This is a genomic window from Pseudomonas sp. P1_A1 (assembly GCF_056406935.1).
Genome location: NZ_JBFTZE010000019.1, coordinates 1 through 24,091, shown reverse-complemented (window position 1 = coordinate 24,091; position 24,091 = coordinate 1). Strand labels below are relative to the sequence as shown.

24 protein-coding genes, 1 pseudogene and 1 riboswitch are annotated in these 24,091 nt (G+C 59.0%); of the genes and pseudogenes, 14 read left to right on the top strand and 11 right to left on the bottom strand.

Annotated elements, in window-relative coordinates; translation table 11 throughout:
* Position 1: 1 nt before the first annotated feature.
* Positions 2–100: riboswitch (S-adenosyl-L-homocysteine riboswitch) on the bottom strand.
* Positions 101–298: 198 nt separating this feature from the next.
* Positions 299–703 carry an acyl-CoA thioesterase gene (locus tag AC1D2Q_RS23570; protein ID WP_477814718.1) on the top strand — a complete coding sequence of 135 codons (405 nt, stop codon included), beginning with the start codon at positions 299–301 and terminating at the stop codon, positions 701–703.
* 89 nt (positions 704–792) lie between these two features.
* Positions 793–1,680: a formate/nitrite transporter family protein gene (locus AC1D2Q_RS23565; protein ID WP_477814717.1), complete on the top strand. Its 888-nt coding sequence runs from the start codon at positions 793–795 to the stop codon at positions 1,678–1,680.
* 6 nt (positions 1,681–1,686) lie between these two features.
* Here AC1D2Q_RS23565 and AC1D2Q_RS23560 read toward each other — a convergent pair whose 3' ends face one another.
* The gene (locus tag AC1D2Q_RS23560) at positions 1,687–2,856 is read right to left on the bottom strand and encodes an MFS transporter (protein WP_477814716.1); all 1,170 of its coding nucleotides are present in this window, start codon (positions 2,854–2,856) and stop codon (positions 1,687–1,689) included.
* Positions 2,857–3,089: 233 nt separating this feature from the next.
* Between AC1D2Q_RS23560 and AC1D2Q_RS23555 the strand changes: the two genes are divergently transcribed.
* A complete protein-coding gene (locus AC1D2Q_RS23555; protein ID WP_018928744.1) occupies positions 3,090–3,923 on the top strand; it encodes an EamA family transporter in 834 nt (277 codons plus the stop codon).
* A 50-nt stretch (positions 3,924–3,973) separates the two neighbouring features.
* Positions 3,974–4,360, top strand: a complete 387-nt coding sequence (locus AC1D2Q_RS23550; protein ID WP_018928745.1) for an MAPEG family protein — start codon at positions 3,974–3,976, stop codon at positions 4,358–4,360.
* Positions 4,361–4,393: 33 nt separating this feature from the next.
* On the opposite strand, the gene mltA is transcribed toward AC1D2Q_RS23550, so the two are convergent.
* Positions 4,394–5,566, bottom strand: coding sequence for a murein transglycosylase A (gene mltA / locus AC1D2Q_RS23545; RefSeq protein WP_477814715.1), 1,173 nt, complete (start codon positions 5,564–5,566; stop codon positions 4,394–4,396).
* Between the two features lie 128 nt (positions 5,567–5,694).
* Between mltA and AC1D2Q_RS23540 the strand changes: the two genes are divergently transcribed.
* Positions 5,695–6,144, top strand: a complete 450-nt coding sequence (locus tag AC1D2Q_RS23540; protein ID WP_477814714.1) for a c-type cytochrome — start codon at positions 5,695–5,697, stop codon at positions 6,142–6,144.
* A gap of 20 nt (positions 6,145–6,164) precedes the next feature.
* Here AC1D2Q_RS23540 and AC1D2Q_RS23535 read toward each other — a convergent pair whose 3' ends face one another.
* From AC1D2Q_RS23535 to AC1D2Q_RS23520, 4 genes are all read right to left on the bottom strand, one after another.
* Positions 6,165–6,560 carry a DUF1090 domain-containing protein gene (locus tag AC1D2Q_RS23535; protein WP_018928748.1) on the bottom strand — a complete coding sequence of 132 codons (396 nt, stop codon included), beginning with the start codon at positions 6,558–6,560 and terminating at the stop codon, positions 6,165–6,167.
* Positions 6,561–6,651: 91 nt separating this feature from the next.
* A complete protein-coding gene (gene ligB / locus AC1D2Q_RS23530) occupies positions 6,652–8,331 on the bottom strand; it encodes an NAD-dependent DNA ligase LigB (protein WP_477814713.1) in 1,680 nt (559 codons plus the stop codon).
* A 157-nt stretch (positions 8,332–8,488) separates the two neighbouring features.
* A complete protein-coding gene (gene metK, locus AC1D2Q_RS23525; RefSeq protein ID WP_007937912.1) occupies positions 8,489–9,679 on the bottom strand; it encodes a methionine adenosyltransferase in 1,191 nt (396 codons plus the stop codon).
* Between the two features lie 18 nt (positions 9,680–9,697).
* Positions 9,698–10,693, bottom strand: coding sequence for an ArsR/SmtB family transcription factor (locus AC1D2Q_RS23520; RefSeq protein WP_477814712.1), 996 nt, complete (start codon positions 10,691–10,693; stop codon positions 9,698–9,700).
* Positions 10,694–10,966: 273 nt separating this feature from the next.
* Between AC1D2Q_RS23520 and tkt the strand changes: the two genes are divergently transcribed.
* The 6 genes from tkt to fba all read left to right on the top strand — a co-directional run bounded on the left by tkt (position 10,967) and on the right by fba (position 17,289).
* Complete coding sequence (gene tkt, locus AC1D2Q_RS23515; protein WP_105340857.1) at positions 10,967–12,964, top strand: transketolase; 1,998 nt, start codon at positions 10,967–10,969, stop codon at positions 12,962–12,964.
* A 189-nt stretch (positions 12,965–13,153) separates the two neighbouring features.
* On the top strand, positions 13,154–14,227 hold the full coding sequence (gene epd, locus AC1D2Q_RS23510) for an erythrose-4-phosphate dehydrogenase (RefSeq protein WP_477814711.1): 1,074 nt from the start codon (positions 13,154–13,156) through the stop codon (positions 14,225–14,227).
* Positions 14,228–14,252: 25 nt separating this feature from the next.
* Positions 14,253–15,416, top strand: coding sequence for a phosphoglycerate kinase (locus AC1D2Q_RS23505; RefSeq protein ID WP_105340859.1), 1,164 nt, complete (start codon positions 14,253–14,255; stop codon positions 15,414–15,416).
* 34 nt (positions 15,417–15,450) lie between these two features.
* Positions 15,451–15,672, top strand: coding sequence for a hypothetical protein (locus AC1D2Q_RS23500; RefSeq protein WP_477814710.1), 222 nt, complete (start codon positions 15,451–15,453; stop codon positions 15,670–15,672).
* 56 nt (positions 15,673–15,728) lie between these two features.
* On the top strand, positions 15,729–16,061 hold the full coding sequence (locus tag AC1D2Q_RS23495; RefSeq protein WP_477814709.1) for an MliC family protein: 333 nt from the start codon (positions 15,729–15,731) through the stop codon (positions 16,059–16,061).
* A 163-nt stretch (positions 16,062–16,224) separates the two neighbouring features.
* The gene (gene fba / locus AC1D2Q_RS23490) at positions 16,225–17,289 is read left to right on the top strand and encodes a class II fructose-bisphosphate aldolase (RefSeq protein WP_018928755.1); all 1,065 of its coding nucleotides are present in this window, start codon (positions 16,225–16,227) and stop codon (positions 17,287–17,289) included.
* Between the two features lie 79 nt (positions 17,290–17,368).
* Here fba and AC1D2Q_RS23485 read toward each other — a convergent pair whose 3' ends face one another.
* The 4 genes from AC1D2Q_RS23485 to AC1D2Q_RS23470 form a co-directional block, all read right to left on the bottom strand.
* Positions 17,369–18,568: a type II toxin-antitoxin system HipA family toxin gene (locus tag AC1D2Q_RS23485; protein WP_477814708.1), complete on the bottom strand. Its 1,200-nt coding sequence runs from the start codon at positions 18,566–18,568 to the stop codon at positions 17,369–17,371.
* Positions 18,565–18,816, bottom strand: a complete 252-nt coding sequence (locus tag AC1D2Q_RS23480) for a helix-turn-helix domain-containing protein (RefSeq protein ID WP_064620880.1) — start codon at positions 18,814–18,816, stop codon at positions 18,565–18,567. The genes AC1D2Q_RS23485 and AC1D2Q_RS23480 overlap by 4 nt, the downstream gene beginning before the upstream one ends.
* 202 nt (positions 18,817–19,018) lie before the next feature.
* Entirely contained in the window at positions 19,019–19,381 is a 363-nt protein-coding gene (locus tag AC1D2Q_RS23475; protein ID WP_477814707.1) for a DUF6124 family protein, read from the bottom strand.
* A gap of 459 nt (positions 19,382–19,840) precedes the next feature.
* Complete coding sequence (locus AC1D2Q_RS23470; RefSeq protein WP_477814706.1) at positions 19,841–20,509, bottom strand: polysaccharide lyase family 7 protein; 669 nt, start codon at positions 20,507–20,509, stop codon at positions 19,841–19,843.
* A gap of 319 nt (positions 20,510–20,828) precedes the next feature.
* On the opposite strand from AC1D2Q_RS23470, the gene AC1D2Q_RS23465 reads away from it, so the two are divergent.
* The 3 genes from AC1D2Q_RS23465 to AC1D2Q_RS23455 are packed head-to-tail and all read left to right on the top strand — an operon-like array spanning position 20,829 to position 23,811.
* Positions 20,829–22,952, top strand: a complete 2,124-nt coding sequence (locus AC1D2Q_RS23465) for a putative bifunctional diguanylate cyclase/phosphodiesterase (protein ID WP_477814705.1) — start codon at positions 20,829–20,831, stop codon at positions 22,950–22,952.
* A gap of 45 nt (positions 22,953–22,997) precedes the next feature.
* Positions 22,998–23,489: a M48 metallopeptidase family protein gene (locus tag AC1D2Q_RS23460; protein WP_477814704.1), complete on the top strand. Its 492-nt coding sequence runs from the start codon at positions 22,998–23,000 to the stop codon at positions 23,487–23,489.
* Between the two features lie 25 nt (positions 23,490–23,514).
* A complete protein-coding gene (locus tag AC1D2Q_RS23455; protein ID WP_007937940.1) occupies positions 23,515–23,811 on the top strand; it encodes a winged helix-turn-helix domain-containing protein in 297 nt (98 codons plus the stop codon).
* Positions 23,812–23,872: 61 nt separating this feature from the next.
* On the opposite strand, the pseudogene AC1D2Q_RS23450 reads toward AC1D2Q_RS23455, so the two are convergent.
* A pseudogene (locus AC1D2Q_RS23450) lies at positions 23,873–24,091 on the bottom strand (IS110 family transposase); the annotation flags it as partial.

The following is a 24,091-nucleotide window of genomic DNA, read 5'->3' as shown; positions in this document are numbered from 1 at the left end:
ATGCGAATGGGCGCCGTTGTGCGTTTAGTGTCTGGCCGTGGCCAGTCAACGCCCCATCCGAGCCTGACAGGTTGAACCTGCTGCAGCGCCCCTCGGACAGGTGGCGGGAAAACGGTATCAATGGAACGTTACCGTTTTGAAACGGGGGCGATTATAGCGGGCTATGCTGATCTTCCAAAGCGTTTCTGTTGGTCAATGTCCGAACGGTAATCGAGACCATAGTCGATGCTTGATAGAGCTCTAGTCCGGGCTCTGCCATGATGGCCGGCATCAATCGGCAAGACGGTCAGGAGTGAGTATGAATTTCCACACCCGCAAATGGGTAAAACCCGAAGACCTCAACCCCAACGGCACGCTGTTCGGTGGCAGCCTGCTGCGCTGGATCGACGAAGAAGCGGCGATCTACGCCATTGTCCAGCTGGGTAATCAGCGCGTGGTTACCAAGTACATTTCCGAAATCAACTTCGTCAGCGCTTCGCGTCAGGGCGACATCATCGAGCTGGGCATCACCGCCACCGAGTTCGGTCGCACCTCGATCACCCTGACCTGCGAAGTGCGCAACAAGATCACCCGCAAGAGCATCCTGACGGTAGAGAAGATGGTGTTCGTGAACCTGGGCGAAGACGGCCTGCCCATGCCACATGGCCGGACCGAGATCAGGTACGTCAAAGACCAGTTCAAGGATGATGTGATCGACGGGTAACACATGGAAATCGGCGTTTAACCGATCCTACAGAACGGACCTGAACCCCGCGTGTCGTAACTTAGACACGCCACCGGTTCAGGAGCCTTATGGACACGCCCAAAGACGGCAAGACCCCGGACCTCTCGGCACAGGAACAGCGCGAGGTCGATAAAAACCAGCCCCCGCGTGCGGCGGTGCTGCACGAAATCATTCGTACCCAAGGCGACCAGGAACTCGAGCGCAGCGTTGCGGCACTGTGGTGGTCGGCGCTGGCGGCCGGCCTGACCATGGGCTTGTCGCTGATGGGGATGGGTCTGCTCAATTCGCGTCTGCCGGACGGCGAAGGCTTCAAGGTGATCGCCAGCTTCGGTTATTGCGCAGGTTTTCTCGCGGTGATTCTCGCCCGCCAGCAACTCTTCACCGAAAACACCCTGACCGCCGTGCTGCCGATCATGAGCAAGCCAACGCTGGGCAATTTCGGTCGGTTGTTGCGGCTGTGGACGGTGGTGCTGGTGGGCAACCTCTGCGGCACCTTGCTGGTGGCGTACGTGATGCTGCACCTGCCGATTTTCGACACCAAGACCGATCTGGCCTTCCTTGAGATCGGGCGCAAGGTCATGGAAAACGACGCCAGCAAAATGTTCGCCAAAGGCATCATCTCCGGCTGGATGATCGCCACCATGGTCTGGATGATTCCGTCGATGGAAAGCGCCAAGATGTGGATCATCATCCTCATCACCTATTTCATGGCGCTGGGCGATTTCACCCACATCGTGGTCGGATCGGTCGAGGTTTCGTACCTGGTGTTTGCCGGCGAGTTGCCGTGGAAGGATTTCTGGTGGGTGTTTGCCGGGCCGACGCTGGCGGGGAACATCATCGGCGGCAGTTTTATCTTCGCGCTGATCAGTCACGCGCAGATTCGCAGTGAAAGCGGGCCGCCGAAGTCCTCTGCGGAGCGGGCCCAGGAATCCGAACCGCAGAAGATCAAAAAATGATCAATGTCAGCCAGAGACATTGACCGCAGCAGCACTGCGACGTTGCAGGTAGATGAAGAACAGCGCCGTCAGCAACGTGAACACGCTGACCAGCGCGCCGGTCCACGGCAAGTCCGCCAGGTCCGCGCCACTGGCCACCACCAGCCCGCCAATCCACGCCCCGGCGGCGTTGCCGAGATTGAATGCGCTTTGGTTCAACGTCGAGCCGAGGTTCGGTGCCTCATGAGCCTCATCAATGATCAGCAACTGCAGGATCGGGCACAATGCGAATGCGAAAATACCCCACAACACCAGCGTGATCGCCGCCGGGATCACCGAATGGCTGGTCTGGCTGAAGGCGGCCAGCACCACGGCCACGGCCAATGTCATCCCCACCAGCGAAGGCAGCAAACGACTGTCCGCCAATCGACCGCCAAGCATGTTGCCCCCGGTCAAGCCGACCCCGAACACCAGCAACATGATGGTCACGCCATGCGGACTGACGCCGGTGATGTCTTGCAGGATCGGTGCAATGTAAGTGAACACGCTGAACAGGCTGGTGGACGCCAGCACGCTCATGCCCAGCGCCAGCAGCACATTGACCTTGCCCAGCACTTTGAATTCGCTGGCCAGGTTGGCTTTGTCCATGGGGATTTCCTTGGGCAGCCAGACCCACTGCGCAACCGCCGCAATCACGCCAATCACCGACACCGCCCAGAAGGTCGAGCGCCAGCCGGCGTATTGCCCCAGCGCAGTACCCAACGGCACGCCCAGCACGTTGGCCAAGGTCAGGCCAGTGAACATCATGGCAATTGCCTGGGCTCGTTTGTTCGGTGCCACCAGACTGGCAGCGACCACTGAGCCGATGCCGAAAAACGCACCATGGCACAAAGCAGTAATCACCCGTGCGGCCATCAAGGTGGCGTAGTTCGGCGCAAGGGCGCAGAGGATGTTGCCGAGAATGAACATCATCGTCATGCCCAACAGCGTGGCTTTACGCGGCATGTTGGCGGTGCCGACCGCGAGGATCGGCGCACCGAACACCACGCCCAGGGCATAACCGGTGATAAGCAGGCCAGCATGAGGAATGCTCACGGCGAGGTCGCGGGCGACATCGGGCAGCAAGCCCATGATGACGAACTCAGTGGTGCCGATGCCGAAAGCGGCAACGGCCAGTGCAAGCAAGGCGAGTGGCATGCGCAAGGTCTCTGTCGGTAGTCTTGACGCTTTGATCAGGCATACGCAGGCCGACGACCGTTCTCGATGAGAGCGGGCAGAGGCAGGAATTATTGGAATTAGTCTGTGCGCAACTGAGTGCGGCGTGGTCGCTTGCAGTATAAACAGCTGCGGACATATGGCGAATCAAATCTCTACCCTGCCAGCGTAGGAGCTCCTACGGGGGGAGGGTGGGGATATAAAAGGAGTGTGCCGTGCTTGCGACGATTCTGGTGTTGGTGGCGGCGCTGTTGCACGCGGCGTGGAATACCCTGATCAAGTTCAGCGCGGAGCGGCTGTTGGTGGTGGCCTGCATGGACAGCGTGGCGTTGCTGTTTGTCGCGCTGATGCTGCCCTTCGTGGCGCTGCCGCCACTGGATATGTGGCCGTGGATTCTCGCCTCGGCGGCATTCGAGTTGCTCTATCGTTACCTGTTGATCCAGGCCTATCGGGTCGGCGATCTCGGCCTGGTCTATCCGTTGATGCGTGGCCTGTCGCCGCTGGTGGTGCTGGCATTGACGCTGATCTTCGCCGGTGAAGTGCTGACGGCTCAGCAGATCTTCGGGATTTTGCTCATCCCGTTCGGCATGGTGTGCCTGCTCTGGCAGGGCGGTGGCGGGGTGCGCCTGCCGTGGTCGATGCTGCCGGTGGTGGCGCTGATCGGGTTGTGCATCGGTTGCTACACCTTCATCGATGGCCAGGCCTTGCGGCGCTGGTCCCATCCGCTGGACTACCTGGTTTGGGTCACAGTGCTCAGTGCCTGGCCGTTCCCATTGCTGGCGCTGGTGCGCAAACGCCCGGCGTTCATGTTGTTCTGGCGCGAACAGTGGCGGTTGGGGTTGGCGGTCGGGTTCTGCGTGTTGTTCAGTTACGCTCTGGTGCTGTGGGCCATGCAGCTCGGATCGATTGCCGAGGCAGCGGCGCTGCGCGAGATCAGCGTGATTCTGGTGGTGCTGTTCGGTATGCGCTACCTCAAAGAACCTTTTGGCAGGCCACGGCTCTTAGCCTGTGGGCTGGTATTGATCGGCATGTTGGTGATGAAGTTTTAGTCGCCGCTGATGGAATTCGATTCTCTACAACTTGAAGAAGGGACTGCGTTATGACGGTTGCTCTGTGGTGCATTTTGATTGCGATCTGCTTGCCTTATCTGTGCACAGGCGTCGCCAAGTTCAGCAATGGCAAGTTCGGGCTGAAACAGAATCACGACCCAAGGGCGTTTCTGGATTCGCTCGAAGGCGTGGCCAGGCGTGCGCATTCGGCGCAGTTGAATAGCTTCGAAGTGACCCCGGCGTTTGCCGCGGCGGTGATCGTGGCGCATCTGGCCGGCAATGCCGAGCTGGTGACGATCAATGTGCTGTCGGTGCTGTTCATCACCAGTCGGCTGCTGTACATCATTTGCTATCTGGCGGACTGGGCGATTCTGCGGTCGCTGGTGTGGGCCATTGGCATGGGGCTGATTGTCAGTTTCTTTGTGGTGTCTGTTTAAAGACAAAAGATCGCAGCCTGCGATCTTTTGCTTCTAAAGTTTGTCAGCCACCTGCGGCACCTGAGGCAACGCCGCCCCTTTAGGCCAGAGCATCCAGATCTGCCCCTGCTGTTTCATGTCGCCAGCCAATTGCCCGGCCGCCTCGCCCGTGCCCCAGAACAGGTCTGCGCGGACCTCGCCGGCAATCGCGCCGCCGGTATCTTGAGCGGCCACCGGACGCACCAGTGCGCTGCCGTCCGGTCGCGTCGTCGATAACCACAACAAGCTGCCGAGCGGAATCACCTTGCGATCCACTGCCGCGCTATAACCGGCGGTCAATGGCACATTCAGCGAACCGCGCGGCCCTTCGTTGCTGTCCGGGTTGCGATTGAAGAACACGTAGCTGGGGTTGCTGCCCAGCAGTTCGGGAATGCGCGTCGGATTGGCCTTGGCCCAGTTATCGATGGCGCTCATGGTTACCTCTTCTTTCTTCAGCTCGCCCTGATCCACCAGCCAGCGGCCGATAGGTCGATAGGGATGGCCGTTCTGGTCGGCATAACCAATGCGCAATTGACGGCCATCCTCGAGCTGGATGCGCCCCGAACCCTGGATTTGCAGGAACTGCAGGTTCATCGGGTCGGTCAGCCAGGCAATCACCGGCGCCTTCACGCCTTTGGTTTCAATGGTTGCCGCATCGTCATAAGGCTTGAGCACGCGACCTTCGAGCCGTCCGCGCAGGCGTTTGCCTTTGAGTTCCGGGTAAATACTGTCCAGCGAGACGATGATCATGTCCTCGGGCACGCCGTACACCGGGATGTTCGCTTGCTTGGTCTGGGTCAGGCTGCCGGGATACACCGGTTCGTAGTAACCGGTGATCAGGCCGTTGGGGTTGTCATTGGCGGCACGCAGGCCGTAGACGTCGAGGTTCTGTTTGAGAAAACCACGGATATCGCTGGCGGTTGGCTGCACGTTAGCGGAAGCGGCACAGGTACCACCCCAGACCGGGTCGGCCTTGAGTCGGGTGCAGGCGCTGCGCCACGAGCCAAAACCGGCGACGAGGTCATTGTCGGACACCGCTGGAAGGGCTTCCCAGGTAGCGCTGGAGTAGGTCGCCAGTGCGTGGGTTTTCGGTGTGCTGCTGTCGCCACCGGTGCAGCCCGCAAGCACGGCCACCATCGGAAGGGTCCAGGCCAGGTTGTGACGCCACGCCTTGAAACGGCTGTTCATGGAGTAATTCCTTTGCCGGTTGCCTGAGTGCTCCATGCGCTCAAACAATCCGTATTGATAATAGGGCTATTGGTCTTTGCCGGTGACGCGAGGATACTGGCCGCCGTTTCCAGTGATCTGAAGCCACCATGACTCTTAAAAGACTCTCTGTTGTATTGCTGGCCTGCCTGACCTTGTCCGCCTGCGGCGGTGTCGACCCGAACTCGCCTCTGGGCCAGCGCAAGGCGATCTTCAAGCAAATGCTCAAGACCGGCGAAGACCTGGGTGGCATGTTGCGTGGGCGTATTCCGTTCGATGGCCCGAAATTCGCCGACGGTGCCGTGAAGCTCGACGTGTTGTCCCATGAACCGTGGAAACATTTCCCGCAGGTGCGCGAAGAAGATCACACCAGCGCCAAGGACGAAGTCTGGCAGAAGCAGGCACGCTTCCAGGAAATGGCCCGCACCCTTGAAGGCGCCACCGGTGAACTGGTGATCGCCAGCCAGGTTCAACCTTACAAGGCCAGCAACCTGGGGCCGGCGGTACAGAAAGTCGAAGATGCCTGTAGTGCCTGCCATAAAGAGTTTCGGGATCATTGAAGCGGCGTACTTAAACCGGATTACTTATCCAGCTCGTCGAGCGCGTCCTGTAAATCCTTGCGCGATTGAGCCAGTTTGTCTTTGCGTTTGTTGATCTTCTCGGCGTCACCTTTTTTCATCGCCTTGTCGAGGTCGGCCTGACGCCTGCTGACTTCGTGCTTGGCGTCGAGCACCTTGTTTTCCCGTTCCTTCTTCAAGGAAGCGTCGGTGCAATGGGCGGTGACTTCGCTCAGGGCGGTTTCCAGGCCAGCCTGTTGATCGGCGTTGCCGTGAGACTTGGCCAGTTCGATCTGGTTGATGATGCCTTGTTTTTTCGCGGCGCAGCCAGTGAGGCCCGGGGCGTCTTCGTCGGCCATTAATGGAGCGGCCATCACGCTGCACAGGGTCAACAAGGCGAGCGGTGAAAGAAGTTTCATAAAAGCTCCAGGTGAAAAAATCGATGTAGCGATGGGCTGTTTGAGCGCATCCGCACATATGGGTTCCCAGGCTGGCGGGCGTCGCCGGCTGCTAAAAACCGTCAATCCCGGCAACACGTAATGTCTCGCTCAAGGCCAGGACCTGCGGGTCGCGGAAAAATGCGCTCAATTGCGCCGCGCGTCCCGGGCCGATGCCGGTTTCAGCCTGCCATTGTTCGGTGTTTCGTTGTGCCAGCACCTGCCATGAATCGGCGAGGCGTGCCTGACCTGTCGGCGGCAAGCCCAGGGCATTGAGCCAGCGAGCGAACGGGCGTTGTCGGGCGCTGTTGAAACTGTTCAAAAGACGAGCACTGCTGCGCTCGCCGAAGCCGTCAATGTTAGCAAGCTCTTGCTCATCGAGGGTCAACCAATCGAGCAGGTTGTCGAGACGTTCGGCCTTGAGCAGTTTCTCCCAGGTGCCCGGCCCGACATGCGGCAAGGCCAGCCCCTGTTTGCCGCTGAGCCAGGCCAGGCGTGCGAGGAACTGACTTTCGCATCCGGGCGTCGGCTGCCAGCAACTCAACGGATGAAAATCTGCTGCCAGCGGTACGTTCAATTCAGGGCGTTCGGTGCTGCGTAATACGACACCATCGAGCCTGGGAATGGTCAGCCCCGCCAGACTGATGGCGACCTGATCGCCGGGGCGAATGTCCAGTGCCTCCCAGCGCTGCAGGGAGCTGACGCTGACACGCTTGACCTGCCGGTCATCGAGCATCACCGGTGCCAGATCCAGCACCGGTGTGATCCGGCCGGTCCGTCCAATCTTGAAGTGGACCTTGCGCACCTCGGCCAACGCCTGGGCGAAGGGGTACTTCCAGGCGACACTCCAGAAAGGCGTTTTCGCCTGCCAGCGCTCGGCGGGTGGGCGCTGGTTCTGTCGTAAAACGACGCCGTCGCTGGCAAAGGGCAGGGGCGAGCGATACCAGTGATCGCGCCAGCGTTCGGCATCGGCGAATGCCTCGATCGGCTGGCTGTAGGGCGCGGTGCTCGGGAATCCCAGCTCATCCAGAGCCGCCACGCGGGCGGGCAGGCTTTTCGGGCCTTGTGGCCAGTCCCAGACGAACACGCCGATACCGGCGGCTTGCTCGGGGGTCAGCGTCTTGCGTGCCATTAACCCGGCCACCGTGGCGCGGGCATTGAGGCTGCCGGCCTCGGCTTGCACGTGTTCGGTCAGGCGCCAATAGAGTTCGCCTTGCAACAGCAGGTCGAGCGGTTGTGGAAGTTTTTGAGGGATGGCGGCGATCTGGCGCGCTGAGGCAGTCCAGTCGTGGCCGGTTATCCCGTCACCACGACTGATCGCCTGGTGCAGCCAGCCGTTGCGATAGATCAACGTCACAGCCACACCGTCGACCTTGGGTTGAATCCAGACCTCATCCCGATTTTTCAGCCAGGCTTCGACGGCGCGCCCATCGCGCAGTTTTTCCAGGCCGGTGTGGGCGATCGGGTGAGCAATCGTGCCACCGGCAGTGCGCAACGGTTCGGCTGAAGGGCCTGAGTCAAAACACTCGCGCCATTCGCTTAGTCGTATGCGGGATTGATCATAGAGTTCATCGGCGACCAAAGAGCGTCCTTCGCGATGATAGCTGTCGTCCCAGAGGTCGATTCGCTTTTGCAGTGCGTTGATTTCGTCCAGAGCGCGGGCCGGCGGCCAATCGGGGCAGTCGGAGGCATTGGCGGTCAGGCAGGTGAGGGTCAGCAGGAAACCGAAAAACAGGCGCAGGTTGGGCAGCATCGAGAGCGTCCTTGCTCGTTGGGATGCTTTCAAGGCTAGTCAGGTTTCGAGTGTGGAGTGCAGAGGTGTAATTCTGCGTGTTTCGAGGTGGGATCTTCTTCATGAAAAAGCCCCGCACGGCGAACCGTGCGGGGCTTTTTGTACAGCCGGGAAAGTCTTACAGGCCGGCAGCAGAACGCAGAGCGTCGGCGCGGTCGGTTTTTTCCCAGGTGAACGTGGTGAACGTATCGTCGCCCACGGTTTTGGTTTCCGGGGTGCGACCGAAGTGGCCGTACGCAGCGGTGTCCTGGTACATCGGGTGCAGCAGGTCGAGCATGGTGGTGATCGCGTATGGACGCAGGTCGAACACTTCGCGGACCAGTTTGACGATCTTGTCGTCGCTGATCTTGCCGGTGCCGAAGGTGTTCAACGAAATCGAAGTCGGTTGAGCGACGCCGATTGCGTAGGAAACCTGAATCTCGCAACGCTCGGCCAGGCCGGCAGCCACGATGTTCTTGGCCACATAACGACCGGCGTAGGCCGCCGAACGGTCAACCTTCGATGGATCTTTACCGGAGAACGCGCCGCCGCCGTGACGGGCCATGCCGCCGTAGCTGTCAACGATGATCTTGCGACCGGTCAGGCCGCAGTCGCCCACCGGGCCACCGATGATGAACTGGCCAGTCGGGTTGATGTGGAACTGGGTGTCCTTGGACAGCAGTTCGGCAGGCAGCACGTGCTTGACGATCAGTTCCATCACGCCTTCGCGCAGGTCTTTATAGGACACTTCCGGGTTGTGCTGGGTCGACAGTACAACGGCGTCGATACCGACAACCTTGCCGTTTTCGTAGCGGCAGGTCACTTGCGACTTGGCGTCTGGACGCAACCAAGGCAGCAGGCCGGACTTGCGGGCTTCGGCCTGGCGCTGAACCAGTTGGTGCGAGAAGGTGATCGGTGCTGGCATCAGCACGTCGGTTTCGTTGCTGGCGTAGCCGAACATCAGGCCCTGGTCGCCGGCGCCCTGATCTTCAGGCTTGGCACGGTCAACACCCTGGTTGATGTCGGGGGACTGCTTGCCGATGATGTTCATCACGCCGCAGGTCGCGCCGTCGAAGCCGACATTGGAGCTGTTGTAGCCGATGTCGAGAATCACGTTACGGACGATGTCTTCCAGATCGACCCAGGCCGACGTGGTGACTTCACCTGCGATGATTGCCACGCCGGTTTTCACCAGAGTCTCGCACGCCACGCGGGCGAACTTGTCTTCTGCAATGATGGCGTCCAGCACCGCATCGGAAATCTGGTCGGCGATTTTGTCCGGATGCCCTTCAGACACGGACTCGGAGGTGAAGAGGGAGTATTCGCTCATCTCGATTTTTTCCTGAATTTACCGATGGTGAGTGTCGCCAGCCGGTCGCTGAAAATGGCGGACCTGAATCTGGAAACCATTACGTAAGCCTACATAGAGGCTTTCCCCGGGAACGAGTCCCGCAGCGGTGGCCCAACGGGCCAGATCGTCCTGTTCAAACCCCAACCAGAGATCACCGCAGGCCTCCTTGGCCCAACTCTGGTTGTGGCTACATAACTCTGTCACTAACAGGCTACCGCCTGGTTGCAGCAAACCGGCCATGTGCTTGAGCGCTTCGGCCGGCGCGGCAAAATGGTGCAGCACCATGTTCAATACAACGCAGTCGGCCTGAAGGCTTACACCGTTCAATGCATCGGCCAATTGCAGGCTGACGTTAGCCAGCGTTTCACGTTCGCAGACCTGGCGGGCCAGTTCGAGCATCGCCGGGCTGTTGTCCAGCGCCGTGACCTGAGTGAAGCGACGCGCCAGTTCCGGCAGAAAAGCGCCATCGCCGGGGCCCACTTCGATGGCCGTGGCGCCGGGGACGAAACTCAGCTTGTCGAGCAGTGCCACCACGCTTTCGCGGTATTGCGGCAGGCCGGCGATCAAGTCTTGCTGGGCGCGAAACTTCTCCGCGACCCGTGAGAAAAAGTCCTGGCTGGCCGCCTCACGTTGCCCGTGGACCTGACCGATCCGCGCCTGAACGTCAGTCGGCAGGGTCAGGTTGTCCACTTCTTCGAGCAGCGCGGTATGCAGCTTGCCGCCCAGCAGATCGGTGTGGGGCAGGGCGCGACGGTAGAAAATCGCATTGCCTTCACGGCGGGTCGCCACCAGGTCGGCCTGGGCCAAAACCTTGAGGTGATGACTCATGCCGGACTGACCGATGCCGAAGATCTGCGCCAGTTCCAGTACGCCGAACGAATCGTTGGCCAGCGCGCGCAATACATTCAGCCGCAGAGGATCGCCGCCGGCCTTGCACAGGGCCGCCAGCTCATCGCAATCGTCATGTTGAATGGAAGGCACGCGTAAATTCATAAGGCCAGCAGTCTAGTGACGCTCAGAAATCACCGCAAGAGCAATATCAAAAAGTTTTGATATTGCTCGATAGATGGCACTTCTCAGCGTTAGGTTCAGTCAGCAAACGAACGGCAGAAAGGTTTCACCAGTCGAATACGTCGTTATCCATTGGAAAAACGCCTTCAGATGACTATCTGTCATTGCCCCGAAGGCGGTCGGTGAGGGAAAATGCTCGCCTTTTTTCCGTTTCGTTTTATTCACTCTCGATTCAATATCCGCAGGAGATCAGCGATGCCCAGCCGTCGTGAGCGCGCCAACGCCATTCGTGCCCTCAGCATGGATGCCGTGCAAAAAGCCAACAGCGGCCATCCCGGTGCCCCTATGGGTATGGCGGATATCGCCGAAGTACTTTGGCGTGACTACCTGAAGCACAACCCGAGCAATCCATCGTTCGCCGACCGTGACCGCTTCGTGCTGTCCAACGGTCACGGCTCGATGTTGATCTACTCGCTGCTGCACCTGACCGGCTACGACTTGTCGATCGATGACCTGAAAAACTTCCGCCAGCTGCACAGCCGTACCCCGGGTCACCCGGAATATGGCTACACCCCGGGCGTTGAAACCACCACCGGTCCACTGGGCCAAGGCTTGGCCAACGCAGTCGGTTTCGCCCTGGCGGAAAAAGTCCTGGCGGCGCAGTTCAACCGTCCTGGCCATAACGTCGTCGATCACCACACCTACGTATTCCTGGGTGATGGCTGCATGATGGAAGGCATTTCCCACGAAGTCAGTTCCCTGGCCGGTACGCTGGGCCTGGGCAAACTCATCGCCTTCTACGATGACAACGGCATCTCCATCGACGGTGAAGTCGAAGGCTGGTTCACCGACGACACGCCGAAGCGTTTCGAATCCTACAACTGGCAAGTGATCCGCAATGTCGACGGTCACGACCCGGAAGAAATCAAGATCGCGATCGAAACCGCGCGCAAAAGCGCACAACCGACGCTGATCTGCTGCAAGACCACCATCGGCTTCGGTTCGCCGAACAAGCAAGGCAAGGAAGATTGCCACGGCGCCCCGTTGGGTGACGCGGAAATCGCCTTGACCCGTGAAGCGCTGAAGTGGAACTACGGCCCGTTCGAAATCCCGGCCAACATCTACGCCGAGTGGGACGCCAAGGAAGCCGGCCGCGCTGCCGAAGCCGAGTGGGATCAGCGTTTCGCGGCTTACTCCGCTGAGTTCCCTGAGCTGGCCAACGAACTGGTTCGTCGTCTGAGCGGCGACCTGCCGACCGATTTCGCCGAGAAGGCCCAGGCCTACATCGCTGAAGTCGCGGCCAAAGGCGAATCCATCGCCAGCCGTAAAGCCAGCCAGAACGCCCTGAACGCGTTCGGCCCGCTGCTGCCGGAACTGCTTGGCGGTTCGGCTGACCTGGCCGGTTCCAACCTGACCCTGTGGAAAGGCTGCAAAGGCGTCACCGCCGAAGATGCCAGCGGCAACTACATGTACTACGGCGTTCGCGAGTTCGGCATGAGCGCGATCATGAACGGCGTGGCCCTGCACGGCGGCCTGGTGCCTTACGGCGCGACCTTCCTGATGTTCATGGAATACGCCCGCAACGCGGTACGCATGTCGGCGCTGATGAAGAAACGCATCGTCTACGTGTTCACCCACGACTCCATCGGTCTGGGCGAAGACGGCCCGACTCACCAGCCGATCGAGCAACTGGCCAGCCTGCGCTGCACCCCGAACCTCGACACCTGGCGTCCGGCCGATGCCGTTGAATCGGCGGTGGCCTGGAAGTTCGCCCTGGAGCGTGATGACGGCCCTTCGGCGCTGATCTTCTCCCGTCAGAACCTGCAGCATCAAACCCGCAATGCGATCCAGATCGAAGAAATCGCCCGTGGCGGTTACGTGTTGAAGGACTGCGCAGGCGAGCCTGAGCTGATCCTGATCGCCACCGGTTCGGAAGTCGGCCTGGCCGTTCAAGCCTTCGACAAACTGACCGAGCAAGGTCGCAAGGTACGTGTGGTTTCGATGCCATGCACCAGTGTCTTCGAAGCACAGGACGCCGGCTACAAGCAATCGGTTCTGCCATTGCAGGTCAGCGCGCGTATCGCCATCGAAGCCGCCCACGCGGACTACTGGTACAAGTACGTGGGCCTGGAAGGTCGCGTGATCGGCATGACCACCTACGGCGAGTCGGCGCCTGCGCCGGCCTTGTTCGAAGAGTTCGGCTTCACCCTGGAAAACATCCTGGGTCAGGCTGAAGAGCTGCTGGAAGACTAAGGCACGCCGCGGTGGTTTTATGGCCACCGCGTTCCCTGTGTAGGAGCTGCCGCAGGCTGCGATCTTTTGATCTTGATTTTAAAAGATCGCAGCCTCGTTTCACTCGACAGCTCCTACCAGCTCCTACCAGCTCCTACAGGGATTTGTGTTGTTAGCAAGAATTCGTCTGCCGCGACTATCGAGAACCCCATGCCTCAACCGCGTCCTTACAAAGTTGCACTCAACGGCTACGGCCGGATTGGTCGTTGTGTCTTGCGTGCGTTGTTTGAGCGAGGCTCGACGGCTGGGTTTGAAATTGTCGCGATCAACGATCTGGCCGACATGGCCAGCATCGAATACCTGACACGCTTCGACTCCACTCACGGGCGGTTTCCCGGTGAAGTGAGGGTTGAGGGCGATTGTCTGCATATTAAGGGCGACTGCGTGAAGGTCCTGCGCAGTGCCACCCCCGAAGGCATCGATTGGGCGTCATTGGGCGTCGATCTGGTGCTGGAGTGCTCCGGCGCTTATCACACCCGTCAGGATGGCCAGCGTTTTCTCGACGCCGGTGCGCCACGGGTGCTGTTTTCCCAGCCGATGGCCAGCGAGGCGGATGTCGACGCCACCATCGTCTATGGCGTGAACCAGGATTGCCTGACCGGCGACGAGCTGCTGGTGTCCAACGCGTCCTGCACCACCAACTGCGGCGTTCCACTGTTGCGCCTGCTGGATCAGGCCATTGGTCTGGAATACGTGTCGATCACCACCATCCACTCGGCGATGAACGATCAGCCGGTGATCGACGCCTATCACCACGAAGACCTGCGCCGCACCCGTTCGGCGTTCCAGTCGGTGATTCCGGTGTCCACTGGTCTGGCGCGAGGCATTGAACGCCTGCTGCCGGAACTTGCCGGGCGAATTCAGGCCAAAGCCGTGCGGGTGCCGACGGTTAACGTGTCTTGCCTCGATATTACGATGCAGACCGTAAGCGATACCGACGCCACCGAGGTCAACCGGATTCTGCGCGAGGCCGCCACCCATGGCCCGCTCAAAGGCCTTCTGGCCTACACCGAGTTGCCTCACGCCAGTTGTGATTTCAATCATGACCCACATTCGGCCATCGTCGATGCCAGTCAGACCCGCGTTTCCGGCCCACGGCTGGTGAACATCCTGGCCTGGTTCGACAACGAATGGGGTTTTGCCAATCGAATGCTGGACGTTGCAGAACACTATTTACAAGCAGCTGCTACTCCACAATCTGTCTTTCAAAAACCTGCTCTCTAAAACAGCTATCCAGGAAATGCGACCCATGACCGTGTTGAAGATGACCGACCTCGATCTGCAAGGTAAGCGCGTACTGATCCGCGAAGACCTCAACGTCCCAGTCAAGGACGGTGTTGTCACCAGCGATGCGCGAATCCTGGCTTCGCTGCCGACCATCAAGCTGGCCCTGGAAAAAGGCGCGGCCGTGATGGTCTGCTCGCACCTTGGCCGTCCGACCGAAGGCGAATTCTCGGCCGAGAACAGCCTCAAGCCAGTGGCTGACTACCTGAGCAAGGCCCTGGGCCGTGAAGTGCCGCTGGTGTCCGATTACCTGGGCGGCGTCGACGTGAAAGCCGGCGACATCGTGTTGTTCGAAAACGTGCGCTTCAACAAGGGCGAGAAAAAGAACGCCGACGAACTGGCCAAGCAATACGCCGCCCTGTGCGACGTGTTCGTGATGGACGCTTTCGGCACCGCTCACCGCGCCGAGGGTTCGACCCATGGCGTGGCCAAATTCGCCAAAGTCGCCGCCGCAGGCCCGTTGCTGGCCGCCGAACTGGACGCACTGGGCAAGGCCCTGGGCTCCCCGGCTCAGCCAATGGCCGCCATTGTTGCCGGTTCCAAAGTGTCGACCAAACTCGACGTGCTCAACAGCCTGAGCCAAATCTGCAACCAGCTGATCGTTGGTGGCGGCATCGCCAACACCTTCCTGGCCGCTGCCGGTCACCCGGTTGGCAAATCGCTGTACGAGCCGGACCTGCTCGACACCGCCCGTGAAATCGCGGCGAAAGTCAGCGTGCCATTGCCAGTGGACGTGGTGGTCGCCAAGGAATTCGCTGAAAGCGCGACCGCGACTGTCAAACTGATCGCCGACGTGGCTGCAGACGACATGATCCTGGACATCGGCCCACAGACCGCGGCGAATTTCGCCGAGCTGCTGAAGTCGTCCAAGACCATCCTGTGGAACGGCCCGGTGGGCGTATTCGAATTCGACCAGTTCGGTAACGGCACCAAAGTGCTGGCCCAGGCCATCGCGGAAAGCTCGGCGTTCTCCATTGCCGGCGGCGGTGACACCCTGGCGGCCATCGATAAATATGGCGTTGCCGATCAAATCTCCTACATTTCTACCGGCGGCGGCGCGTTCCTCGAATTCGTCGAAGGCAAAGTGCTGCCGGCCGTTGAAGTCCTGGAAAGCCGGGCCAAGGCCTGAGGTTGCCCATTTGACCAGGCAAAGGAGTGTTCAGATGGTCAGGACATTAATGCTGTTGATCGCCGCGGGCATGCTGGCGGCTTGCGGGAGTAACCCGAAAGCCACGCCGGAACCCGAGCCATCTGCGTCGGATAAGGGTTGCTACCAGGCTGACTGGCAAGCGGAAACCAACCCGGTGATCAACAAGCGGTCCGGGCCCGATGGCCTGGACAAATACGAGACACAGACCCCGGCCAAGGAACATGGCTGCCCTTGACGGGTCTGACTCTTTACTCAGGGCTGGCGGCATGCGCCGTCAGTCGAGGAACATGGATGAAAGGTTTTATCGCCCTTTCGGCGCTGGTATTGCTGGCAGGTTGTTCGAATTTCGACCTGTTCAAGCCTGCCGCATCAACGGACAACTGGGCCACCTGGACCTGCGACAGCCAGGCCAAAGTGCTCTGGCGCTACACTGATGTGAGCCGCAAGGAAGTCGACGTTCGCCTGGGCGGCGCCGATCAGGTCTACCGCCTGAAGCTTGAGCCGGGCGCCGAAGGTTCGCTGTACAGCAACGACATGCTGGCGTTTCACGTAAAAGGTGAGGAAGGCCTGGTGTACTGGGTCGCCACCAATGATTTGATCGGCCGCGGTTGTAAAGCGCAGTAATTGACACACCACGGACCCACAGTGGTTCTGTGTAGTTCTTGAGATTTTAGTGACACCGAATTCGCAGTCCGGGCCAACCCCCGATCTGCAATAACTTGAATAGCCGCCGCCGCTACGGCAGGCTGGCACGATTAACGACCCTCAACCGGGAGAGACACACACAATGGCACTTATCAGCATGCGCCAGATGCTGGACCACGCAGCCGAGTTCGGCTACGGCGTTCCAGCCTTCAACGTCAACAACCTTGAGCAGATGCGCGCCATCATGGAAGCCGCTGACAAGACTGACTCCCCGGTGATCGTCCAGGCTTCGGCCGGTGCCCGCAAATACGCAGGCGCCCCGTTCCTGCGTCACCTGATCCTGGCGGCCATCGAAGAATTCCCGCACATCCCGGTGTGCATGCACCAGGACCACGGCACCAGCCCTGACGTCTGCCAGCGCTCCATTCAACTGGGCTTCAGCTCGGTCATGATGGACGGCTCCCTGGGCGAAGACGGCAAGACCCCGACCGACTACGAGTACAACGTTCGCGTTACCCAACAAACCGTGGCCATGGCTCACGCCTGCGGCGTCTCGGTAGAAGGCGAGCTGGGCTGCCTGGGTTCGCTGGAAACCGGCATGGCCGGTGAAGAAGACGGCATCGGCGCCGAAGGCGTTCTGGATCACAGCCAAATGCTGACCGATCCGGAAGAGGCCGCGGACTTCGTCAAGAAGACCCAGGTCGACGCCCTGGCCATCGCCATCGGCACCAGCCACGGCGCCTACAAGTTCACCAAGCCACCTACCGGCGACGTGCTGGCCATCGACCGCATCAAAGAAATCCACAAACGCATCCCGAACACCCACCTGGTGATGCACGGTTCGTCTTCGGTTCCGCAAGAGTGGCTGGCGATCATCAACCAGTACGGCGGCGACATCAAAGAAACCTACGGCGTGCCGGTTGAAGAAATCGTCGAAGGCATCAAGCACGGCGTGCGCAAGGTCAACATCGACACCGACCTGCGTTTGGCGTCCACCGGTGCGATGCGTCGCCTGATGGCCACCAACCCGAGCGAGTTCGACCCGCGTAAATTCTTCGGCGCGACTGTGACTGCGATGCGTGACGTGTGTATCGCGCGTTATGAGCAGTTTGGTACTGCCGGTAATGCTTCGAAGATCAAGCCGATTTCGTTGGAAGCGATGTTCCAGCGTTACCTGAAAGGCGAGTTGAACGCTAAGGTGAACTAAGCCTTAGAATTTGACCCGTGTTGTGAAGAACCCGCCGAGAGGCGGGTTTTTTCTGGGCAGGGATTTTTGCGCACAATAACTACCCAAAAGTCAGAGAAAATGGCGCTGCCGCTTGCTCAATGGCACTGACCACATGAGGCGCCTGTTCCCGATACTCAGGATAGCGTTCAAGTACTGCTTCAACCGAGGCAAGCAATTGCTGAATGCGCTCCTGAGGTCGCTCGATCTCACAGGTGCGCGCAAACTCAAGCAGTCCTTGCCGCGAGGCAAACATTGACTTGTTGCCCGCCAGATCCAAAGCCAACACATCTTCCGGAATATAGGCCGTGGTGTTAACGATGTCGTAGGCTGGCGCCAGGCGTGCATCGCGTTGCGTAGGGTCGGAATAGAGCAATCCGAAGTTTTTCAAATGAGCGTCGCCATTCCCGACAATACAGCTCAGGGCAACGCTATCGAAGAGTTGATCAAGGGAGGTGCGTAAATGCTTAGTCGGGCAGAACACACGAATAGCCTTGGCGATTGCCGCATAGCTTTTGCTGTACTTCTGGTTAGCCGATAGCCCCATCAACACCGCCATGTCTTCAAATCCAATTGGGTTGAGCTGGTCGTCGCGATCAAAGCGACGCATGACAAACAGCTTGGCATTATCGGAAAGGTAAAACGGCGGAACGGGAATACCGGCCTCCTTCGCAATGGACATGCAAAGGAACTCGTTGATTGCCAGACCGGGAAATTCGTCTCGGCCACTTTTGATAATCAGGTCCGAGGTTTTCGATGTCACCCGTGGCAATCCGGTTTCCAGGCGTTCCGGTACCAACACTTTGGGTTGAACGCCGGAAATGCCGGCACGCAGGATGTAGCGATCAAGAATGTCAGCGAAGATATCTTCCGTGCCGTCCCATGTCAGAATCTCTTCGAGTTTCTCCCCCGGAAATTGTTGCTCCTCCAGCAAGGCGTCAACCGTTTCAGACCGCACTTGCACCCTGCCAATGGGCGAAGTGCTGCCGGAAAGCGCCAGCAAAAGCATCGGATCGACATTCACGGTCTTGGCCAATCGATTGCGCAGTTGCTCCAATACATAGCCTTCCGGCAGATTCATCTGAAAAACAGGATGGAGTTCGCGCCGACGAAACTCGTTATGCCTTACTGGCATCGACAAGCTGATAGCCATTTCTGGCGATGCATCGTCGTGATAACGGAATGTGAAGTCTTCGGCATCGCTGAAAAGCCTGCCGCTACGCCCCTCGGGCGTGCTGACTTTGAGAGAGGACATTTTCATTCGAATAAATCCCCAAGCTCTTCAAGGGTCGGCATGGCAGCTGGAACGACAGCAAGCTCACAATCCAGAGCGCCAAGGACGCGCGCATAGGCGATCATGCCGACAGACAGAGTACCTTTCTCTACTGCGATGACTTTGTATCGTGTCAGTCCCGCGAGGTCGGCAAGCTGTGCTTGCGTCAGCCCGCGATTTATACGTTTTTCGCGTATTTGGTTGCCAAGACGGCTGATCAACAGAAAATAATCCATGTTCCGCTTCCGTAACATTTATAGCTAAATGTAGCGTATACGCAACATTTTATCTACGTCGTATTTAAGTCCACGGCCATCGGCGACACAGGGATCGAGGTTAACTAAGCCCGAGCGTTAAGCTGCGTTGATAAGAAACCCGCCGAAAGGCGGGTTTTTTATTGGAAGAAAGTTTGCTCGCCTTGCACCAACCGAGCCGCGATTACTCCTTCGGTTCGACGTGATCCAGCGCCTGATTCACCGCCAGTTCACCGATCATGACCAATTGGGCGATGCCCAACGCGGTCTTGCGATGTGAGGTCTCCAGCAGCGCCGCGAAATTGTTGAGCATTTCGGTGGCCGAGCCCAGTGTTTCGCTGGCGTTGGCCAGCAGGGCTTCGGTGTTGTACTTCGGATTGGCCAAGTACATGGGCTCGGGTTCGTGGGTGGTGGCCATGATTTTGGCGGCCGGGTTGAGGTAATGATCGAGGGCGCGCTCGGCGGCTTCGTGGAATTTCTTTGAATCGGGGGATTCGTAGGGGGAGGCCGGGTCTGTGACCGGCGGATGCGGCGTTGATTTAGTCATTTGCTCGAAACCTGATTGGAGTGCCCCTCTCTGGCTACTAATCAAAGTGGAGGCAACTGTACGCAGGTTAGTAGACCGGGGTTTCGAGCAAGCCGGCGCACCCGAAGGTGCCCTGCGCACAGTTACCATCAAGCGCAGGAATCGAAATCCCTGACTGACAGATGCTTGTGCACCAAGCTCGAAACCACGGGCTACTAAACCCGATCACTGTGAATCAGTGACACGAATCAAGTTACCGATGGGCTCCCAGGCGCACAAGCCGGCGGATTCTGGCGTACCTGTAGGCGGTGACGCAAGCCGTTGTAGGCCTCATGAAGTAACGCTGCGTGTCTTTAAACGTTGGCGTTTAAGTGGGGCCTGATGCCAATCAGAGAAGAGATGGCGTTGGACACAAAGAACCTGTGGCGAGGGAACAAGCTCCCTCGCCACAAAGGGTGGATTCCTGCGGTCTTTCAGGGATTACGTATCGTGATCGATATCCAGATGGCTGAACGTCACCTCCCCGCCTTCAGTGGTGTACCCGGTGTTGTCCTGCACATAAACCCCGGCCTTGAAGTACAACGGTTTGTCGCGCCACATCGTGCTGATGTCGGTGTCCCATTGATACCCCGCCGCACTGATGCCCAATGCACCACCTGGGCTGAGGTGGATGAGGTAGGAGAATTCCTGATTGAGTTTCACGCCGGTGGCGATGGTGATGACCCGGGCGGTGTCGTCGTCGGGGTGCATGCGGACTTTGGCGACGATGTTGCCGGTCGCGCTGTAGTCCTTGTATTGATACTCGACCTTCACCATGGGCTTCTGGCTGTTGAAGGCGTGGATCTGGCCAATGACGATCTTGCCCGAGCTGGGCACCTGGCTGACCGAGAGGGTGGCACGCAGGGAGTTGTCTGCGTCAGGGTAGTACCAGTTTTTCAGCGTGCCGTTGCTGTAGGTTTCGCGCAGTTCGGTGCGCGGGTAGATCGCGTTTTCGGTTTTGGAACCGGTGACCGGGGACCAGAAAAATAAAGTGCCGGTGTCGGAGTGGAAGTATTGATCCTTGAAACCGTCTACCAGCTTGGCTGTTTCGACGGTATACGGCGGGCTGCCGACAGGAACGCTGAGGTTCCAGGTTGCGAGATCGATCATAATTCAAGCTTCCACATTTTTGACTGCACGTGCGTGCCAGAAGCTCTAGCTCGCGCCTTCTAGGCGGTCTTTATAAGCGCTGAAAGCTTGTTTGTTAATGCCCGTCTGGCAGATGATTGGCGTCAACAACCTGTCGAAATGCCATCCTTCCCGGTTTATAAGGCCTGTAGGACTGACCGTTAGTCGGCTATATGAAACTTTACCGAAGTGATGGGATATCAGCGGCTTCTGCTTTCCCGGATCCGGGTCTAGAGTGAAGTCGCAATAGGTGACCGGTTTTAACAAAAGCCGGCCTGACGTCCCGAACAAGAGATGCAGCATGGAATGCGCAGAACTTACGCCAGCTGAAGGCAACTCAATCCTGTTAATTGTCGATGATTACCCTGAAAACCTGATCAGCATGCGCGCGTTGTTACAACGCCAGGACTGGCAGGTCATGACCGCGGCTTCCGGTTTTGAAGCCCTTGGCCTGTTACTCGAACACGATGTCGACCTGGTGCTGCTGGATGTGCAGATGCCGGGCATGGACGGTTTTGAAGTGGCGCGCTTGATGCGCGGCAGCCAGCGAACCCGTCTTACGCCAATCATTTTTCTTACCGCCAACGAACAAACCCAGGACGCCGTGATCAAGGGTTACGCCAGTGGCGCGGTGGATTACCTGTTCAAACCGTTCGACCCGCAAATTCTCAAGCCCAAAGTCCAGGCGTTGCTCGAGCATCAGCGTAATCGTCGTGCCTTGCAGCGGTTGAGCCATGATCTGGAAGTCGCCCGGGCCTTCAATGCCTCGGTGCTGGATAATGCCGCCGAAGGCATTCTGGTGGTGGGCGAGGACGGGTTGATTCGCTTTGCCAACCCGGCGATGTCGCGCCTGCTCAATGCCAAGGTGCATGACCTGCAAGGCAAAGAGTTTTTGGATTTTCTGCAAAAACCGCACATCCCGATCTGGGCTGATTCCGAGTTGTTTGCCGGTTACAAACGCGGTGAAACCCTGCGCCTGCACGATGCGCTGCTGCGTACGGAGTCCGGCCAGCAAGTGCCGGTGGCGTTGTCTTGCGCGCCTTTGCCCGCCGAACAACATGCCATGGTGGTGACGGTGCTGGACATGTCGGTGGTGCGCCATCTGCATCAGCAACTGGAGTTTCAGGCGGTGACCGACCCGCTGACCGGGCTGCTCAATCGCCGGGGTTTCTACCAGACCGTTGAAAACCTGCTGCTGCGTGGCGAACGCTCCGGCAGCACTTGGGTGCTGTTGTACCTGGACCTCGACGGCTTCAAGCGGGTCAATGATTCCCTCGGCCACGATGCCGGCGACCGGGTGCTGCGTTGGGTGTCCGAGCAGTTGAAGGCATGCCTTCGGCCCTTCGATATTCTGGCGCGGATGGGGGGCGATGAGTTCACTGCGCTGCTGGATCTTGAGCTTCCCGAACAGGCGGCAAAAATTGCCGAGAAGCTCATCGAGCGGGTATCGATCTGTCAGCAGATCGAAGGTATGGACATCGCCTTGGGCGCGAGCATCGGCATTGCCACTTATCCCGATTGCGGGGCTAATCTGGACGGATTAATGCGCGCCTCCGACATTGCCATGTACGAAGCCAAGCGCGCCGGGCGTCAGCAATATCGCTTCTACGATCACGAAATGAACGGTCGGGCACGCTCGCGGCTGATGCTTGAAGAGAGCGTGCGCACGGCCATCGAGAACCGCGATTTCAACCTGGTGTATCAGCCCCAGGTAGCGATTGCCGATGGGCAGATCCGCGGGTTCGAAGCGTTGCTGCGCTGGCAGCACCCGAGTGTCGGCGATGTGCCGCCGGGGCTGTTTTTGCCGTTGCTGGAAGAGGCGCGGTTGATCAGTCGCCTGGGCAGCTGGATTTACCAGCGCGGGGCCAAACAGCGCAAAGCCTGGGAAACCTTGTTTGCCGAAGATCTGGTGCTGGGCGTCAGTTTGAGCAGTACGCAATTCGGTTTGCCCAATCTGGTCACCGAGCTGCGTCAGGTGCTGGAACGCCATGGCCTGAAGCCGCAGCAGCTGGAAGTCGAGGTCACGGAAGAGGCCTTGATGTCTAACCCCGACGAGACCCGCAAACAACTGCGTTTATTGCGCAATCTGGGGGTGCGGGTGGCGCTGGATGATTTCGGCTCCGGGGCTTGTTCGCTGGCGCACTTGCGGGACCTGGAACTGGACACACTCAAACTCGACCGGCATTTGATCGCCAGGCTGCCGGGATCCGAACGGGATGCGGCGCTGGCACGTAGTGTCATCGATTTGTGCAAACGGTTAGGGCTGCTGGTGATCGCCGAAGGGGTTGAAACGGTGGCGCAGTATGAGTGGCTGCAAGCCAACGGTTGCCAGTATGTGCAGGGTTTCCTGGTGGCGCGGCCGTTGATGGCCGAGGACACCGGTCACTTTGTCGAGCCGTTCGACTGGGGCGCGCTGACGAGTTGAATTCGCTACACTGGCGACCTTTTCGTGACGCGTGTTGCCGCTCCAATGACTGTGTTGAAATACCTCCAGGCTTATCCCGCCGCGTTGCAGGACCAGGTGCGCCAACTGATCGCCGAAGGTCGGCTGGGCGATTACCTGAGCCAGCGCTATCCGGAAAAACACGGGGTGCAGAGCGACAAGGCGCTGTACGCCTATGCCCTGGACCTCAAGCAGGAATACCTGCGTAACGCCCCGGCCATCGACAAGGTGTTGTTCGACAACCGCCTGGACCTGACCCACCGCGCGCTCGGTCTGCACACTGCTGTCTCACGGGTGCAGGGCGGCAAGCTCAAGGCCAAGAAAGAAATTCGCATCGCCTCGCTGTTCAAGGACGCGGCGCCGCAGTTTCTGAAGATGATCGTGGTGCATGAGCTGGCGCACTTCAAAGAGTCGGATCACAACAAGGCGTTCTACAAACTGTGCGAACACATGTTGCCGGGGTATCACCAGGTGGAGTTCGATTTGCGGGTGTACCTGACTTGGCGGGATATGCACTGAAGATCTTCTAATAAGGAGCGCATGGATGGACGTGAGCAAGACCAAGAGCAGCTTCTACCGCCGATTGTACGTGGCGTACCTGATCGACAGCGGGCTGGCCAGTAACGTCCCTGCATTGACCGAAGTGACCGGCATGCCCCGACGCACGGCTCAGGACACCATCGCGGCGTTGGCGGATCTGGATATCGTTTGTGAATTCGAGCAGGAAGAAGGCGCGCGCAACCACGCGGGGCGCTATCGAATTCGCGAGTGGGGGGCGATTGATCGGGGGTGGATCGAGCGTAATCTGCGGCAGATTAAAGCGGTGCTGGAGTATCCCTGAATTCCCGACCCCGATCATTCCCACGCAGAGCGTGGGAGATTCTATGGTTGAGGGGAAACCCTCAACTTGCTTTCGGCTGGTATTCGCTCTGCCCCTTCAGTAGCGCGAATACGACCCGAGCAAGTTTACGGGCCAGAATCACCAGTGCCTGAGTGGTGCTGAACCCTTTAGCTCGTTGCTCTTCATAAAAACCTTTCCAGGCTGCTGTTCGGCTGGCCGACATGGCTGCATTGTGCAAAAGTCGGCGCGCCTCCGGATCACCTCGTTTTGTCAGACTGCG

Excerpts from the sequence above, each read along its gene's own strand:
- AC1D2Q_RS23560 (WP_477814716.1), bottom strand. The coding sequence starts at position 2,856 with ATGCCACTCGCCTTGCTTGCACTGGCCGTTGCCGCTTTCGGCATCGGC.
- AC1D2Q_RS23475 (WP_477814707.1), bottom strand. The coding sequence starts at position 19,381 with ATGACTAAATCAACGCCGCATCCGCCGGTCACAGACCCGGCCTCCCCC.
- AC1D2Q_RS23460 (WP_477814704.1), top strand. The coding sequence starts at position 22,998 with ATGACTGTGTTGAAATACCTCCAGGCTTATCCCGCCGCGTTGCAGGAC.
- ligB (WP_477814713.1), bottom strand. The coding sequence starts at position 8,331 with ATGCTGCCCAACCTGCGCCTGTTTTTCGGTTTCCTGCTGACCCTCACC.
- AC1D2Q_RS23470 (WP_477814706.1), bottom strand. The coding sequence starts at position 20,509 with ATGATCGATCTCGCAACCTGGAACCTCAGCGTTCCTGTCGGCAGCCCG.
- AC1D2Q_RS23540 (WP_477814714.1), top strand. The coding sequence starts at position 5,695 with ATGACTCTTAAAAGACTCTCTGTTGTATTGCTGGCCTGCCTGACCTTG.
- AC1D2Q_RS23570 (WP_477814718.1), top strand. The coding sequence starts at position 299 with ATGAATTTCCACACCCGCAAATGGGTAAAACCCGAAGACCTCAACCCC.
- metK (WP_007937912.1), bottom strand. The coding sequence starts at position 9,679 with ATGAGCGAATACTCCCTCTTCACCTCCGAGTCCGTGTCTGAAGGGCAT.
- AC1D2Q_RS23565 (WP_477814717.1), top strand. The coding sequence starts at position 793 with ATGGACACGCCCAAAGACGGCAAGACCCCGGACCTCTCGGCACAGGAA.
- AC1D2Q_RS23520 (WP_477814712.1), bottom strand. The coding sequence starts at position 10,693 with ATGAATTTACGCGTGCCTTCCATTCAACATGACGATTGCGATGAGCTG.
- AC1D2Q_RS23495 (WP_477814709.1), top strand. The coding sequence starts at position 15,729 with ATGAAAGGTTTTATCGCCCTTTCGGCGCTGGTATTGCTGGCAGGTTGT.
- tkt (WP_105340857.1), top strand. The coding sequence starts at position 10,967 with ATGCCCAGCCGTCGTGAGCGCGCCAACGCCATTCGTGCCCTCAGCATG.
- AC1D2Q_RS23535 (WP_018928748.1), bottom strand. The coding sequence starts at position 6,560 with ATGAAACTTCTTTCACCGCTCGCCTTGTTGACCCTGTGCAGCGTGATG.
- fba (WP_018928755.1), top strand. The coding sequence starts at position 16,225 with ATGGCACTTATCAGCATGCGCCAGATGCTGGACCACGCAGCCGAGTTC.
- AC1D2Q_RS23500 (WP_477814710.1), top strand. The coding sequence starts at position 15,451 with ATGGTCAGGACATTAATGCTGTTGATCGCCGCGGGCATGCTGGCGGCT.
- AC1D2Q_RS23480 (WP_064620880.1), bottom strand. The coding sequence starts at position 18,816 with ATGGATTATTTTCTGTTGATCAGCCGTCTTGGCAACCAAATACGCGAA.
- AC1D2Q_RS23455 (WP_007937940.1), top strand. The coding sequence starts at position 23,515 with ATGGACGTGAGCAAGACCAAGAGCAGCTTCTACCGCCGATTGTACGTG.
- epd (WP_477814711.1), top strand. The coding sequence starts at position 13,154 with ATGCCTCAACCGCGTCCTTACAAAGTTGCACTCAACGGCTACGGCCGG.
- AC1D2Q_RS23485 (WP_477814708.1), bottom strand. The coding sequence starts at position 18,568 with ATGAAAATGTCCTCTCTCAAAGTCAGCACGCCCGAGGGGCGTAGCGGC.
- AC1D2Q_RS23465 (WP_477814705.1), top strand. The coding sequence starts at position 20,829 with ATGGAATGCGCAGAACTTACGCCAGCTGAAGGCAACTCAATCCTGTTA.
- AC1D2Q_RS23505 (WP_105340859.1), top strand. The coding sequence starts at position 14,253 with ATGACCGTGTTGAAGATGACCGACCTCGATCTGCAAGGTAAGCGCGTA.
- mltA (WP_477814715.1), bottom strand. The coding sequence starts at position 5,566 with ATGAACAGCCGTTTCAAGGCGTGGCGTCACAACCTGGCCTGGACCCTT.
- AC1D2Q_RS23550 (WP_018928745.1), top strand. The coding sequence starts at position 3,974 with ATGACGGTTGCTCTGTGGTGCATTTTGATTGCGATCTGCTTGCCTTAT.